Raw genomic sequence first — 14614 nt, forward strand, 5'->3', positions numbered from 1 at the left:
GGAGGTCAACTCTGCGGGAGATTCAATTCACGACACGCCCGGGCGGCGAAAATGGCGGTGGGGCTTAATCGTCCCTGCGCGGGTGGCGATTGCCGCCGCGTCCGCCGCGGTTTTGTCCGCCGCCGTGTGGCCCGCCGCCACGGCGGGGTCGGTCCGGGCCATGTCCACCACCACCGCCACCACCTCCGTGGTGTCGCGGCATCCCACCGCCGTGCCGACCTTGCGATCGATGGCCCTGGCCCTCGGCGCCAGCACCGGCGGGCACCGGCTCAGGATCGCTCAGGCCCAGCTCCTTCATCGCGGCCTTGCGGGACAGTTTGATTCGCCCCTGATCATCGATCAGCAGCACCTTGACGGGGATCTCGTCGCCAACCTTGACAAGATCCTCGACACGATCGACGTACTGATCGCTGAGCTCCGATACGTGGCACAGCCCGTCGGTTTCGGGGGCAATCTCCACGAACGCGCCGAATTCCTTGATGCTCACGACCTTGCCGGTGTAAATCTTGCCGATTTTGACCTCAGCGGTCATCGCTTCGATGATGTCGCGGCACTTTTCGGCGCCGGCGGCGTCGGTGGAGCTGATGTACACCGTGCCGTCGTCCTCGATATCCACCTGGGCACCGGTCTCGTCCTGGATGGCCTTGATGTTCTTGCCGCCCGGACCGATCACCTTGCCAATCTTTTCCGGATCGATCTTGAGGGTCAGCAGCCTCGGCGCCCACTTGCTGATCTCGGGCCGCGGCTTGTCGATGGTCTGGGCCATGATGTCCAGGATCTTCAGCCGCGCTTCACGGGCGCGGTGCAGCGTCTCCCGGATGATCTGGTAATCCAGACCTTCGATCTTGATATCAAGCTGGATGGCAGTGATGCCGTCGCGCGTGCCGCAGACCTTGAAGTCCATGTCGCCGAAGTGGTCCTCTTCGCCGATGATGTCGGTCAGCAGTACCCTGCGGTCGCCTTCCTGCACCAGCCCGATGGAGATGCCGGCCACGGGCTTGGAGATCGGCACGCCCGCGTCCATCAGCGCCAGGCATCCGCCACAGCTCGAGGCCATCGAGCTGGAGCCGTTGGATTCCAGGATGTCGCTGATGACCCGGACGGTGTAGGGGAACTGCTCGATGCTGGGCAGCACGGGGATCAGCGAACGTTCCGCCAGCGCGCCATGTCCGATTTCGCGGCGGCCCGGGCCACGAATCGGGCGAACTTCGCCCACGCAGTAGCTGGGGAAGTTGTAATGGAGCATGAACTTCTGGGCGTACTCTTCGACCAGGCCGTCCACAAGCTGCTCATCGGAGCTGGTTCCCAGGGTGACGGTACACATGGCCTGGGTTTCACCGCGAGTGAATACCGCGCTGCCGTGGACCCGCGGCAGCACGCCGACCTCACAGGTGATCGGACGGATGTCGCTGTATCCGCGCCCGTCGGGCCGCACGCCCGCCAGGATCGTCTCGCGCGTCACCTGCTCCTCGACTTCGACGAAGATGTTGCGAAGCTGCCGGGCCTTCTCCCGCTGCGCGACGATGGCCGCGTAGCTGGCATTGGGATCGGTGATGGGCGGGGCCATTTCGGCGATCAGCTCGTCCAGAATCCTGGCCACCGCCTCGGCGCGATCCGCCTTGCCGGGCTTGCCCTTGACCTCACGAATCCTGTCATAGACCCGTGCCCGAACCGCCTCGACCAGAGCCGGATCCGGCAGGGTGATCTGGCCGACCTTCTCCCGGCCCGCCTTGGATTGCAGCTCCTCGATCATGCCGACGATTTCGATGACGGCCTTATGGCCGAATTCGATGGCGTCGGCGACGATGTCCTCGGGGGTCTCGCGGGCGCCGATCTCGATCATGTTCACGTAGTGCTTGGTACCCGCGACCACCAGATCAAAGTCGCTCTGCTCGAGCTGCTGAACCGTCGGATTGAGAATGAACTGCCCGTCGATCCGCCCGACACGAACGTGCGCGGTGGGGGTGATGAAGGGGATGTCACTGATGGCCACCGCGGCGCTGGCGGCGATTCCGGCGAAGATGTCCGGGTCGTGCTGCCCGTCGAAGGCCAGCACGTTCAGGTGGATCTGCACTTCATCCATGAACCCCTTGGGAAACAGCGGTCGAAGCGGGCGGTCGATCAGCCGCGCGGTCAGGATCTCCTTGGTGGTCGGGCGACCCTCGCGCTTCATGAAGCCGCCGGGGAACTTGCCCGCCGCGGCGCGTCGCTCCCGGTAATCGACCTGAAGCGGGAAGAAGTCGATTCCCTCGCGCGGCGCCGCTCGCACCACCGCCCCGAATACCACCGTGTCACCATACTGAACCGTCACCGCGCCATGCGCCAGCTTGGCATAGGTTCCGGTCTCGATCGACAGCATCCTCCCGCCGATTTCCCGTTCTACCTTGATGGATTGCATCTAGATTGTCCTTATTGGGCCTGGATGAATTCACACCAACATCAACCCGGCCACAGATGGACAAATCCGAGCAGTCGCAGCAGGCAGACAGTGGAAGGAGCAAGGATGAAACCCGCAAGCGGGGTTCATCCTTCTGCCTTCATCCCTGAACTGCGCGGGTTTGTGCATCTGTGGCTTGTCCCCCGTCATTTCCGCTCGCTGATCAGCATCCAGGCCCGTAAGACAGGCTGAGGCGGGCGAGATGTCGCGGGGCATTACGTCACAAAACAAGAGCACGTCACAGACGAATAGGCCGCAGGGCACGGCCCAAACCGTGCCCTGCGCTGGCGGGTGTTACTTTCTCAGCCCCAGCCGGCCGATGATCGCCTGATACCGGGCGCGATCGACCCGCGTGAGGTACTTGAGCAGGCTGTTGCGCTTGCCCACCATCTTGAGCAGCCCCCGACGCGAGGAATGGTCCTTCTTGTGCGTCTTGAGGTGCTCGGTCAGTTCATTGATCCGCCGCGTCAGGATCGCAATCTGCACTTCCGGCGATCCGGTGTCCTTCTCGTGCGTCTTGTACTCTGAGACAATTTTAGTCTTCTGTTCGGCCGTAATCGACATCGCTGTGCGTACTCCCGTCACCAGGCCCGCAGCCGCCAAACCCTCAGCAGCCGCAGTGCCGGTCCATCATTGGGACTCATTACCGATTCTAGTCCGCCCACCGCCGCCCGGCGAGCGTTGAAAGTCACACAGACTATGCCAAATCCTGCTCAGAAGCAAGCCAACAGGTAGCGATTGCCGCAACAGCACGGCCCCGGATGCCTGCATCACGATGGCAGGGATGCGCGGAAGAAGCCGCACCAGTTACCGCCCATGATCGCGGTGACGTCGTGCTGGCCGAATCCTGCCTCTGACAGCGCCTGGGCGACCCTGGGCAGGTCGGCACTGGTGCGGATTTCCACGGGGATCTGCTCTCGTCCCAGTCCGCCGTCCATGTCGGTGCCCAGACCCACGTGGCTCGCGTCGCCGGCCAGATCGCAGATGTGTTTCACATGATTGACCACGTCGTTCAGCGTCGCGCGTCGCCGGCCCTGCTGAGGCCTGGGGATCAGGAACTTGTCGTAGAAGTTGATGCCGATCACGCCGCCGCGGGCGATCAGGGCGCGAATCATCTCGTCGGAGAGGTGCCGGTCGCCCTCGCCGACAATGGCGCGACAGTTCGAATGGGATGCGATGATCGGACCCGTCGCGATGTCCAGCAGGTTCCAGAACGATTCCTCGGCCAGATGCGAGGCGTCGTGGATCATCCCCAGGCGATCGAGCTGCCTGACAAGCTCGCACCCGGCAGGCGTGAGCGGCCCGGGCGCGCCGGTGCCGCCGGCGTAACGCGTCCGTTTCCACGCCAGCCCGACGATCCGCAGACCAGCGTCGAACCACTCGGGCAGATCGTCGGGCGTGCGGATCGCGTCGGCGCCTTCCAGCAGAAGAATCGCGCGCAGCGGCCGGACCGTCTCGGCAGAGGCCGGCCCGTGCGCATGCGCGGTGGCGGCGGCGGCGTCGGTGGAGTTGTCGTTTTCACTGTCCCCTGGCACAGACACGCTGCGCGTGACACGGGGAATGTCCAGCGTGCTCGTGACAAGCCGCATCAGCCCTTGATCGATGCACGAACGATACCACGCGAGCTGTGACAGCGCCATCGCCCGCGCCTCTTCAGCGGTGCTGTATCCGCCATGTTCGTCGCGAGGCCAGCAGAAGATCGTCGCGCAGATCAGTCCGACGCCGCCGGCGCGCAGGTCGGGCAGTCCGACGGTGGGGATCTCGCGATCAACGACCGGCTGATCCTTCGCCGGCAGTCGCGGATCGCGACCTCGCTGCGGCAGCGCGTTGAAGGCCAGGTCAAGATGGGCATCGGCGATAAGCATCGAACTGATCGTAGCCGAAGACGCACCGGCATGACCAATGCGTCAGGTCATCGCAATCAGATGTCTGACGACGCTTCGTCCCAGTGCGTGGAGGTTATACCCGCCCTCAAGGATGCTGACGACCCGTCCGCGGCAATGGTGATCCGCCGCCGCCACCAGGGCGCGGGTCATCAGTTCGAATCCTTCATCGCTGAGCGCGATGTTAGCCAGCGGATCTTCGCGATGGGCGTCGAAGCCGGCGGAGATCATGAGCAATTGCGGGCGGAACTCATCGATTTCCGGCACGACGCGGGCGTCGATGACCTTCAGATAGTCGTCATCGTCGGATCCCGGGCTGAAGGGGATGTTGACCGTGAACCCGCGTCCGCGACCGGTGCCGATTTCCCACTCGTGACCGCTTCCCGGATAGCAGGTGCGGGGGTCCTGATGCAGGCTGATGAACAGCACCGACGGATCGTCCTCGAACGCCGCCTGCGTGCCATTGCCGTGATGCACATCGAAATCGACGATCGCGATCTTCTCCACGCCATAGGTCCTCTGCACGTAGCGTGCGGCAATGGCGATGTTGTTGAACAGGCAGAATCCCATGGAGCGGTCGGGTTCGGCGTGGTGGCCGGGCGGTCGGGCGGCGGAGAAGGCGCGCCTGGCCTGATCCTTCATCACCGCATCCGCCGCCCGCAACGCCGAGCCCACCGAAAGCAGCGCGATTTCGTAGCTGACCGGCGTGACAGGCGTATCGCCCTGATCCAGCACGCCGGACACCCGGCACATGTGCTGAACGAAGCGGATCAGCTCGTCAGTATGGACCAGCCGCAGGACCTGCGGGTCGGGAGCATAAGGCTCCAGTTCCAGCAGCTTCACGTTGCGCTGCGGCTTGAGGCCCAGGTCCAGCTTGAACTGCGGAAACGGATCGGGCGAATCGATCAGCCCCGCCTGTCGCACCGCCCGGTGGATCGCCCGGATGCGGTCTGGTCGCTCGGGGTGATAGGGGCCTGTCTCATGCTCGACAAATCTTGGACTGGAAACAAAGCCGACCATCAGGAATGCGAATTGTAGATTGCGGCGTGCGGATGAAAAGGAAGGCAACTCAAACGTTTGGCTCTGGATGACCAGTCATCCATCGAAATCGCGACGGTGTTCAATGTCAGGCACGGTGATCGTTGCGGCCGACGATGCTGCCGATGCTTTCGGTGATGGGCTTGCCGCATTCGGGGCAGTTTCCCTGCCTTGCCAGGGCGGTGAGTGCGTAGCCGCAGCCTTCGCACACCAGATCGGATTGATCGGGAACCAGGGTGGCGACAGACGGTATGTTCATATGTTAGACTGATCTGGTGGTTGCAGGAGGTTCGGTGCGAATCAACCAGGCTGCACTCGGCTGCTTCGTCGCGCTGACACTGGTGATTTCAGACGCGGGCTGCCAGCGCCGCAGGCCTGCCGCGACCACGCGGCCAGCGAGCGGATCCACGGCTGTGGCCACAACCTTGCCCGCCACCGCGCCGGCGGTGATCGAGCCAACTGTCTCGCACATCTGGATCGACCAGACACCCTACGAATTCCCGCCGGCCGTGCTGGTGTTGCGCGGCAGGGATGATCAGCTTGTTGCGACCCTCTTCAGCAACGATCCTCCCGAAGCCGTCAGGGACGACTACGCCGGAAACAGCTATTATTTCGAGACCACGCCCATTTTGGCCGAGGTCGGCACGCTCGCCGGCGCCAGTTGGCAGTACAAAGCCCCCAGCAGCGAGAGGGAAGACCAGGTTCAGGGCATCTTCCTCAGCGGCCGACAACTGCACCTTCAGCCCTTCGACGTGCGAATCGATTTTCTGGGCGCCTCGTCGCCGATGCCGGTTCGCCTGGTCGGCAGCTTCCTTATGTTCGACACCCAGGACGACCGCCAGCCGGGGCGGCTGGTGCAGGTTCGCGCCGAGCTGATGGCGCGCGTCACGCTGAAGGGCAGGCCCCAAACCAAGCCAGCCGCCGGCAGCACCGACGGGGACGAGGGCTCGCAAGTGCCACTAACCAACCCTGATCAACAACGGCAATAGCCGGCTGCGAGCGGCATCGGTGTCTGAACGTTTCCGGCTTGCTGCGGCGGATGGTTCGTTGTGCAACTGAGCACGGTGCGATGCGCATAACTTATTTGGCGGAGGAGGTGGCGGGCGGCGGCAGCTTCAGCCGGATGGCCTGCCCCACGCCCGGGGCGTCGATCTTGCCGCAGGGGATCGCGCCCGGCAGGAAGCGGTTGATTGGCGGACGAGCGCCGCCCGCGAAAATCCACACCCCGGGCGCCGCGCGAAGCTCCTGCCAGAGCTGAGGCGAGGGCGCAGCCGTGATCCGCAGCAGCGGGCGTCTCCACAGATCCTCATAGTGCGTGATCCCCGCATGCAACAGCGGCTGATACCAGTCGTTTTCGTCCGTCTGGTAAAACACGAACACATCTTCCGGTCCGGTCTGTCGAGCCAGATCCTGCGCAAAGCCTCGCCAGTCCTGTTTCCACTGGATGTAGGCGCTGGGCAACCCCGCCAGGCACGAGAGGCTCAGAACGCCGGGCACCGTGTGCCGCAACCACCCGCTGCGGTCGCTGAGCAGCGCCGCCGCCAGAGCGTACACCGGTCCGGCCGCCGCCAGCGTGTAGCGGATCTTGTTCAGTGACTGTGAGCCATTGATCAGGTCGGCCGCCGCCACAAGTGCCACCGCCACCCACGCCAGAAGGCACCACAGCAGCAGGTCCGGTCTGCGGCGGAGCATCAACAGCGGCACGACGAGCAGCGCGACCGAGAGCGGCGCCAGGTTCATCGACTTGCTCATCGGAATGATCAAAAACCGCAGCGGCAGGACACTGACACGGTAAATCGTGCGCCAGATCAGGCCGTCGCGGTCGTCGGCGATCCAGGTCATGTTGTTGTGAAAGTTGGCCCGCTGCGCCACCAGCAGTGGGCCACACACCAGCGCGAAGATTGCGATTGCAGCCACCACCGCGCCGATCGCGGCGAACATCGCCTGCCGCGCTGCGGTCGCGCTGGCGTGCGGAGCCTCCGGAAGTGGGGACTGCTGGCCGGCTCGCAGGCGGATCAATGCGTACATCCCCACGGCCAGCACCGCGCCGACGCCATAGTAATGCGTCAACATCGCGCCCAGCAGCCAGAGCGTCAGCCAGGCCGCACGCGGCAATGTCGCACCCAGGCGCTCGATCCGCACCGTTGCGTTGGCCGCCGCCAGATAGAACATCGAGAGCATCGCATACCCGCGGACCTCCTGGGCATATTCGATCTGCGGGACTGCCATCGCCATGATCAGCGCCGCCCACAGCGCCGTCGTCGTTCCGTGCAGGAGCCGCGCTGTGTCGTACAGCAGGGCGATGGCGAGCAGCGAGCAGACCAGCGAGAGCGATCTGGCCGGCGCGTCGCCGTCGCCGAAGGCAAGACGCCACAGACGAAGCACCAGCGGATACAGCGGGGGATGCGTGTCGGTGCGCAGCGCCTGCCAGATCGCGCTGACCGGGCGAGCGCTGCGGGCGGAGGTTACGTCGGGTCCGGGGCGGAGAATGCGGTCGGACGGAAAGTCGAAGTGCGAAACCGCACGGCCATTGGAGAACTGGATGCTGGCGAACTCGTCGGCCCAGAGGCTGTAGCGCGTCAGCCCATACAGCCGCAGCCCCGCGGCGGCGGCGAGGATCAGACCCAGCAGAACAGGCGTGATGATCTGCTGTCGCCGCGATTGCGCCGCGGGTAAATCTGCCGGGATTCGCGGAGCATCGACGTGCATGGCCGGATGGCCGGATTATACCGGATCAGATCGACAGGACAGCAGGCAGAAGCGGAAAAGACTCCCGACCCCTTATTTTAAGGGGTCGGGAGTCTTTTCCCAGCGCAGACGTGCCACCCCGCCCAGGTCGCTCTGCCCGCCGGACCACACCACCCGCGCGCCGGGAACGATCTGCTCGGGCGACAGCGACGTGGCGCCCCAGTAGACCCACACGTGATCCCATTGCCGAAGCTCGCGAAGATTGTCCTCGTCAGCCGGACGGTCCAGACGAAGCGCCGGACGTGGAAACGTTCCCGAATAGTGAGACGCGGCCAGCAGCGCCCACTGCGCCCACCACCGCATCGAAGGATCGGAGTAAAACACGACCGGCTCGTGGGCGTATGCCCGCTCGCTCAGCAGCCGCCCGATCTCGCTGTAGCGCTTGTTGGCGCGGGTGTAGGTCAGCCCCAGCCCGCTGACGCATGCCAGCACGATCATCGCCGGCACAGCATGTTCCAGCACGCGCCAGCGGACGCCGCGAAGCATGCCCGCCAGCAGCACGCACATGGCCGGCCCGGCGAGAATCGTGTGGCGGAGCTGTTCCAGGTGTCGCGTGCCGCGCGTCAGGTCCAGAATCGCGGCAAAGCCGATGACCGCGTAGAACCAGATCGCCCACAACAGCAGCGTCGGCCGCGAGCGGAGCAGCAATGCGGGCAGCAGGTACATCACCGCCGCCAGCATCGCCGCGACCTTTGCGTCCGTGCGCGGCTCGAACAGCAGTTGCACCGGCAGCATGGCGAGCCGCGTCAATGTGGCGCGCAGGTGGTCGGGGCTGCTGTCCAGCAGCGCTCCGGGGACCGTGGCGCCGGCGAATGCGCCGGCCTGTCGCGCCAGCATCGGGGCCCAGATTCCGGCGAACATCAGACACGCGCCCACGATGACGGACAGCGTCGCGCGCCGCCGCTGTCCGGCCAGCCGGAGCATCGCATACAGCGCCATCGCCGCAACAGCCGGTGCGGCAAAGTAATGCGTGAACAGCGCGCCCAGCACTGCCAGCCCCAGCATCGCAATGCGCAGCCTGCTGAGGCCAAGCCGCTCGATCCGCAGCAGTGCCAGTGCCGCCGCCAGACACAGCGCGATCAGCAGCGTGTAATTGCGGACTTCCTGGGCGGTGTCGATCTGAGCCGAGGAGACGGCCAGCAGCGCCGCGGCCCACCGCGCAGTGGACGCCGGATACAACTGCGCAACGGCGAGATACAGTAGCAACACCGCCAGTGCCGACAGCGTCGCCGAGAGCATCCGCCCCGCGGCGATAGATTCGCCGAACAGGCTCCGCCAGGCTCGCAGCAGCATTGGATACAGCGGCGGATGTGTGACGGTGTCGAGGCTCGTGGGGATCGTGTGCCAGCCCGGTGCGTCGTGCAGCGAAGTCAGAGCAGGCGTGCGCGCGATGAGCTGATTCATCGGCAGCGTCTCATGTGCCGATCCGCGCCCGGTGGAAAGCTCCAGGTGCCACAGCTCGTCGAAGTCGGCTTCGCTTTGTCCGATGTAAATGAACCGCAGGACCGTCGCGGCCAGAAGGATCAGCAGCAGCGGCACGTCGCGAAAGGGCGACATTGCGGATCCTGGAAATCCAGAACGGCAACACACGCAGCCTAAACGCTGGCTGGGGCGCCGGCGGACTGGGCTTGAGCCGCAGCCTGCGTTGCCTGCTGAGCCGGCGCGGCGGAATCCTCTTTCTTTCCGTAGGTGCGCGGGCGAGGCGGAATCAGACTCGTGTCCACCGGCGCGTAGGTGATGACCGGGCGATCATTGGCCGCGTCGTAAGTTGCGATCGTCGCCTTCAGGTAATTGGCGTCGTCACGTTCCTTGAAGGCCGGCTTGTAGTGCGCTCCACGGCTCTCGTTGCGCAGCAGTGCGCCCTGAAGGATCGCCTCGGCCATGATGATCATGTCGCGCACCGCCCGGGTGAACGAGAGGTTCTGGTTGGTCCACATGCCGGTGTCGGAAAGCCTGATTTTCCGGAACCGCTGTTTCCACTGCTGGCACTGCTCGATGGTCTTCTCCAGCCGATCGTTGTGACGGACCACGGTGCAGTTGTCGGTCATCCAGCGACCCATCTCCTGCCACAGCTTGTAGGGATTCTCCGTGCCATCGTTGTTGAGCAGCCAGTTCTGTTTTTCGGTTTCGGCCCTGATGACCGCGTCAAAGGCAGACTGGGGCACGTCGGCGGCGGCAATCGGGGCCGCGTCGTTGATGTAGTTGCGGATGCACGTCCCGCCGAACAGGCCATCGAAGATGCAGCTCAGCAGCGAGTTGGCGCCCAGCCGGTTGGCGCCGTGGTAGGCGAAGTTGGCCTCGCCCATCGCGTACAGCCCGGGGATGTTGGTCATCATGTTGGCCGGGTCCCCGAACTTCAGTCCACCGGTCTTTTCGTCCTTCCTGAAGCCAATCCACAGCCCGCCCATGCTGTAGTGGACGGCGGGGAAGATTTTCATCGGCTCGGCCAGCGGATCGGTGCCGACGAACTTCTCGTAGATTTCGAGGATGCCCTCGAGCTTGGCGAGCACGGCCTCGCGGCCAATCTGCTGGACGATGTCGCGCAGATCGAGGTAGACCATGTTTCCGCCGCCGACGCCCAGGCCCATTTCCGTGCAGACCTGGAAGATTTCACGTGTGGCGATGTCGCGTGGGACGAGGTTGCCGTATTTGGGATAGCGCTCCTCGAGGAAGTAGAAGCGTTCGGACTCGGGGATGGAGTTGGGGTGTCGGGTGTCGCCGGGCTTGCGGGGGACCCACACGCGTCCGCCTTCGCCACGCGCCGATTCGCTGATGAGCCGGCACTTGTCCTCGCCGGGGATGGCGGTGGGGTGGACCTGGACGAACTCAGGGTTGCCGAGCTTGGCGCCGGCCTGGTAGCAGCGGGAAGCGGCCCCGCCGGTGCAGATCACGGACATGGTCGATTTGCCGAAGATCAGCCCGTTGCCACCGGTGGCCATGACCACCGCATCGCCGCGGAAGGCCCTGATCTGCATCGTGCGCATGTCCTGGGCGACAATGCCGACGCACTGTCCGTCGTGAATCACCGGCCAGAGGAACTCCCAGAACTCGTACTTGGTGACGCGCCCTTCGGCTTCCCAGCGGCGGGTCTGCTCGTCCAGGGCGTAAAGCAGTTGCTGGCCCGTGGTGGCTCCGGCGAAGAAAGTTCGTTTGAACAGGCTCCCGCCGAACAGTCGCAGGGCGCGTTGGCCTTCGGGCGTCCGGTTAAAGGGCACGCCCATGCGATCCAACAGATCGATGATGCGTGGCGCCCAGTTGCACATCTCCAGCACCGGGGGCTGATCCGCCAGAAAGTCTCCGCCCAGGATCGTCTCGTCGAAGTGCATCCACTCGCTGTATCCCTGCTGGCGGGCGATTTCGTTGCAGGCGTTGATGCCGCCCTGGGCGCAGACGCTGTGCGAGCGCTTCACGGGGACCATCGAGAACAAATCGACGGGCACGCCTTCTTCGGCCAGTTTGATGGTGCATGCCAGCCCCGCAAGCCCGCCCCCGACGACGATCACACGCTTTTTAGCTGCTGCAACTGCCATGGTGGTTTCCTTCAGTGGTCATTGCCAATGGGCCGTGACCAGTGGCAAGCCACTGATCAGGGGCCACTGGCGAGTGACCGGTCATGTGCCCAGCTTCGCCCGCTTGCGGCGGATGAAGCCGAGATGGTGTTCCAAGTGCTGGTTGTATTTCTTTACCTGCTCGGCAAGCGTGACTCTGCCGACTTCGTTGTGGACGCCGGTTCGGTCGAATGTCTCCGGCGAGAGCCTGCGCAGTACGCCCGCAAACTGCCGCCGCGACAGATCGAGGATCGTGATCGCGTCCTGGGTCGATTGCTCGTTGTAGAACAATCGTTCGGCGAATCGCGTCTCGTTGTAGCCGATGAGCAGGGGGTTATCCTCGGCGATGATCCGCTTCATGCGATCGATGCCAACCAGATCGGAATCCATCAGATGGATGACAACCTGCTGAATGGACCATCGTCCCAGCGCCGGTTCGGCGTCGGCGGGCGGAACCCACAGCAGATCCCGCCGCGACAGCCCCGCCACGGCCTCCCGAAGCTTCTGTCCGCCGTGCTCGAACTCATCGATGATCTGCTGATCCATGGCGCGCACCTCACGAGCGACCTGCCGGCCTCAGTTTTCAATGCTCAACGACGACGGATGGGGCCGGCGAGGGGATGCGGGCCGGGTCCAGCGCCGCGGCGGCGATCAGGGCGGTCATGCCGGCGATGAACGTCAGCACAAACAACGCCGCGCAGACGTATCCCCAGCGACGTTGTGCGCCGGCGCTGACCGTCAACCCCCACGTGATCGCCGCCGTCCAGAATCCATTGGCCAGATGATAGCACGATGCCAGCACGCCCAGCGGATACACGATCCACGTGATCAGGAAGCTGACGTTCATATGCTGCGCGACGGATCGCATGGCGTTGCCGTGCGGATCGAAACTCAGCCGATCTCCGAACAGCCCGTACTTGAACGACAGCACGTGGAACAGCATGAACAGGAAAATGTAGATACCGCTGAGTCGCTGAAAAAAGTAGAACCAGTTCTTCGCGTAGGGATAGTTGGCGACGTTGGGCTGGCCGGTGAGCGTGATCCACACGCCGTAAATGCTGTGATACAGGATCGGCAGGTAGATCAGGGTCCACTCGATCAGAGGCAAAAACGGCAGGCTGTGAATCTTGTCCACCTGAACCTGGTAGGAGGCGATGTTGCGGGAATCAAAGCCCTGGGCGATTGTCGCATTGACCACCAGGTGCACGATGAGGTAGCCGCCGAAAATGATGCCAGTGAGCGAGTGAAGCCGGCGAAGCAGGAAGTGTGCCTGCCCGCCGACCAGCGGTACGGTGTAGTCCGAAGCAGTGGTAGCAGAAGAAGCCACGGGCGAAGTTCCTTTTTTGCTTTGCAGCCTGACGCTCGTGCAAGCCGCGGTTTGCCGCCAGGCGACTGGATCGCCCGATTATAGGAAAACATGCCGCTGCTGCCAGAGCCGGTTGCGCCGCGAGCGGGCGATGCAAGCGAGCGGGCGATGGAATAGAATCGGCCCTGCTATGGCGCATGACATCTACGAATCTCCCCTGGCTGCGCGAAACGCTTCGCAGCAGATGCTGCGGCTGTTTTCGCCGCAACACAAGTTCTCGCTCTGGCGGCGGCTGTGGGTGGAGCTGGCCCGGGCGCAGCGCGAGCTGGGAATCCAGCGGATCAGCGAGGAAGCGATCCGGCAAATGCAGGACAAGGTTGATCAGATCGACTTCGAGCGGGCGGCGGAATGGGAACGACGCCTGCGGCACGACGTGATGGCGCACGTACACACGTTCGAGGAGGCGGCGCCGGCGGCCAAGGGGATCATCCATCTGGGCGCTACGTCCCAGTACGTCGTCGATAACGCCGACCTGATCATCATGCGCGACGCCATGCGGCTGCTGTGTGCGCGATTGGCCAATGCCATCGACGCGCTGGCGAGCTTCGCGATGCAGTGGAAGGACCTGCCAACGCTGGGCTATACGCACTTTCAGCCGGCGCAGCTCACCACCGTCGGCAAACGCGCCACGCTCTGGGCGCAGGATCTGGCTTTGGACCTTGAGGAATTGGAATACCGCATCGCCAATCTGAGATTCCGGGGCGTGAAGGGAACCACCGGGACGCAGGCGTCATTCCTGAGCTTGTTTGAAGGCGATCACAACAAGTGCGAACAACTGGATCGGATCGTCACGCAGCGGTTCGGATTTGACGCATCATTCACCGTCACCGGGCAGACGTATCCGCGGAAAGTTGATGCGGCAATTGTCTGCTCACTGGCGGGCATCGCAGCCAGCGTACACAAGTTCGCCAACGACGTGCGCATTCTGGCCGGACTCAAGCAGATCGAAGAGCCGTTCGAGCAGGAGCAGGTTGGATCCAGCGCGATGGCGTACAAGCGCAACCCGATGCGCTGCGAGCGGGCCACAGGACTGGCGCGATTTGTGATCAGTCTGGCCAGCAGCCCGCTCCAGACCGCCGCCGAGCAGTGGTTTGAGCGGACGCTGGATGATTCATCCAACAAGCGGCTGAGCATTCCGGAGGCATTCCTGGCCATTGACGGGGCGTTGTTGATCGTGATCAACGTGGCGCGGGGGTTGGTGGTGTATCCGAAGACGATCCAGGCGGCCGTGATGCACGAGCTGCCGTTCATGGCGACCGAAGAGATCCTGATGGCGGGGGTGCGTGCCGGCGGCGATCGGCAGGAGCTTCACGAGATTATCCGCCGCCGATCGCTGGAGGCCGCCGAGCAAGTCAAGCTTCACGGGCGGCCCAACGATCTGCTCGAGCGGCTGAGGCAGGAGCCGGCGTTTGCGAAAGTGAATCTGGACGCCGTGCTGGACCCGGCTCGACACATCGGGCGAGCGCCGCAGCAGGTGGAGCGATTTGTGGCCGAGGTGGTGGAGCCGATTCGCAACCGCTATCGCGATCAGCTTGGCGCGGAGGCTGCACTCAAAGTGTGAGGGCAGCAGGGGAGTGAGTTGCGGTATGCGCGC

The 14614-nt window shown here is 64.1% G+C and carries 12 protein-coding genes; 2 read left to right on the top strand and 10 right to left on the bottom strand.

What is annotated here, in order from left to right:
- Positions 1 to 64: 64 nt before the first annotated feature.
- The 5 genes from pnp to ACQS5P_RS15515 form a co-directional block, all read right to left on the bottom strand.
- Positions 65 to 2398, bottom strand: coding sequence for a polyribonucleotide nucleotidyltransferase (gene pnp, locus ACQS5P_RS15495; protein WP_428937520.1), 2334 nt, complete (start codon positions 2396 to 2398; stop codon positions 65 to 67).
- 333 nt (positions 2399 to 2731) lie between these two features.
- Entirely contained in the window at positions 2732 to 3001 is a 270-nt protein-coding gene (gene rpsO, locus ACQS5P_RS15500; RefSeq protein WP_428937521.1) for a 30S ribosomal protein S15, read from the bottom strand.
- Between the two features lie 206 nt (positions 3002 to 3207).
- Entirely contained in the window at positions 3208 to 4302 is a 1095-nt protein-coding gene (locus ACQS5P_RS15505) for a dipeptidase (protein WP_428937522.1), read from the bottom strand.
- Positions 4303 to 4344: 42 nt separating this feature from the next.
- Entirely contained in the window at positions 4345 to 5340 is a 996-nt protein-coding gene (locus ACQS5P_RS15510) for a histone deacetylase family protein (protein WP_428937523.1), read from the bottom strand.
- 106 nt (positions 5341 to 5446) lie between these two features.
- Positions 5447 to 5617, bottom strand: a complete 171-nt coding sequence (locus ACQS5P_RS15515; protein WP_428937524.1) for a hypothetical protein — start codon at positions 5615 to 5617, stop codon at positions 5447 to 5449.
- A 154-nt stretch (positions 5618 to 5771) separates the two neighbouring features.
- Between ACQS5P_RS15515 and ACQS5P_RS15520 the strand changes: the two genes are divergently transcribed.
- Positions 5772 to 6347: a hypothetical protein gene (locus tag ACQS5P_RS15520; RefSeq protein WP_428937525.1), complete on the top strand. Its 576-nt coding sequence runs from the start codon at positions 5772 to 5774 to the stop codon at positions 6345 to 6347.
- A 91-nt stretch (positions 6348 to 6438) separates the two neighbouring features.
- Here the strand turns inward: ACQS5P_RS15520 and ACQS5P_RS15525 are convergent, their stop codons facing one another.
- From ACQS5P_RS15525 to ACQS5P_RS15545, 5 genes are all read right to left on the bottom strand, one after another.
- The gene (locus tag ACQS5P_RS15525) at positions 6439 to 8067 is read right to left on the bottom strand and encodes a glycosyltransferase family 39 protein (RefSeq protein WP_428937526.1); all 1629 of its coding nucleotides are present in this window, start codon (positions 8065 to 8067) and stop codon (positions 6439 to 6441) included.
- A 72-nt stretch (positions 8068 to 8139) separates the two neighbouring features.
- Positions 8140 to 9663 (bottom strand): glycosyltransferase family 39 protein, encoded by a 1524-nt coding sequence (locus tag ACQS5P_RS15530; RefSeq protein WP_428937527.1) that lies wholly within the window; start codon positions 9661 to 9663, stop codon positions 8140 to 8142.
- Between the two features lie 38 nt (positions 9664 to 9701).
- On the bottom strand, positions 9702 to 11636 hold the full coding sequence (gene sdhA / locus ACQS5P_RS15535; protein WP_428937528.1) for a succinate dehydrogenase flavoprotein subunit: 1935 nt from the start codon (positions 11634 to 11636) through the stop codon (positions 9702 to 9704).
- An 81-nt stretch (positions 11637 to 11717) separates the two neighbouring features.
- Positions 11718 to 12200, bottom strand: coding sequence for a DinB family protein (locus ACQS5P_RS15540; RefSeq protein ID WP_428937529.1), 483 nt, complete (start codon positions 12198 to 12200; stop codon positions 11718 to 11720).
- Positions 12201 to 12237: 37 nt separating this feature from the next.
- The gene (locus ACQS5P_RS15545; RefSeq protein WP_428937530.1) at positions 12238 to 12981 is read right to left on the bottom strand and encodes a succinate dehydrogenase cytochrome b558 subunit; all 744 of its coding nucleotides are present in this window, start codon (positions 12979 to 12981) and stop codon (positions 12238 to 12240) included.
- 169 nt (positions 12982 to 13150) lie between these two features.
- Here ACQS5P_RS15545 and purB point away from each other — a divergent pair, with 169 nt between their 5' ends.
- Positions 13151 to 14581, top strand: coding sequence for an adenylosuccinate lyase (gene purB, locus ACQS5P_RS15550; protein WP_428937531.1), 1431 nt, complete (start codon positions 13151 to 13153; stop codon positions 14579 to 14581).
- Positions 14582 to 14614 lie beyond the last annotated feature (33 nt).

This window comes from Fontivita pretiosa, assembly GCF_050410795.1.
In the GTDB taxonomy this organism is placed as follows: domain Bacteria; phylum Planctomycetota; class Phycisphaerae; order Tepidisphaerales; family Tepidisphaeraceae; genus Fontivita; species Fontivita pretiosa.

Bases quoted from the DNA above. Each gene is read 5' to 3' on its own strand.
- pnp (WP_428937520.1), bottom strand. From the start codon at position 2,398: ATGCAATCCATCAAGGTAGAACGGGAAATCGGCGGGAGGATGCTGTCG.
- rpsO (WP_428937521.1), bottom strand. From the start codon at position 3,001: ATGTCGATTACGGCCGAACAGAAGACTAAAATTGTCTCAGAGTACAAG.
- ACQS5P_RS15505 (WP_428937522.1), bottom strand. From the start codon at position 4,302: ATGCTTATCGCCGATGCCCATCTTGACCTGGCCTTCAACGCGCTGCCG.
- ACQS5P_RS15510 (WP_428937523.1), bottom strand. From the start codon at position 5,340: ATGGTCGGCTTTGTTTCCAGTCCAAGATTTGTCGAGCATGAGACAGGC.
- ACQS5P_RS15515 (WP_428937524.1), bottom strand. From the start codon at position 5,617: ATGAACATACCGTCTGTCGCCACCCTGGTTCCCGATCAATCCGATCTG.
- ACQS5P_RS15525 (WP_428937526.1), bottom strand. From the start codon at position 8,067: ATGCACGTCGATGCTCCGCGAATCCCGGCAGATTTACCCGCGGCGCAA.
- ACQS5P_RS15530 (WP_428937527.1), bottom strand. From the start codon at position 9,663: ATGTCGCCCTTTCGCGACGTGCCGCTGCTGCTGATCCTTCTGGCCGCG.
- sdhA (WP_428937528.1), bottom strand. From the start codon at position 11,636: ATGGCAGTTGCAGCAGCTAAAAAGCGTGTGATCGTCGTCGGGGGCGGG.
- ACQS5P_RS15540 (WP_428937529.1), bottom strand. From the start codon at position 12,200: ATGGATCAGCAGATCATCGATGAGTTCGAGCACGGCGGACAGAAGCTT.
- purB (WP_428937531.1), top strand. From the start codon at position 13,151: ATGGCGCATGACATCTACGAATCTCCCCTGGCTGCGCGAAACGCTTCG.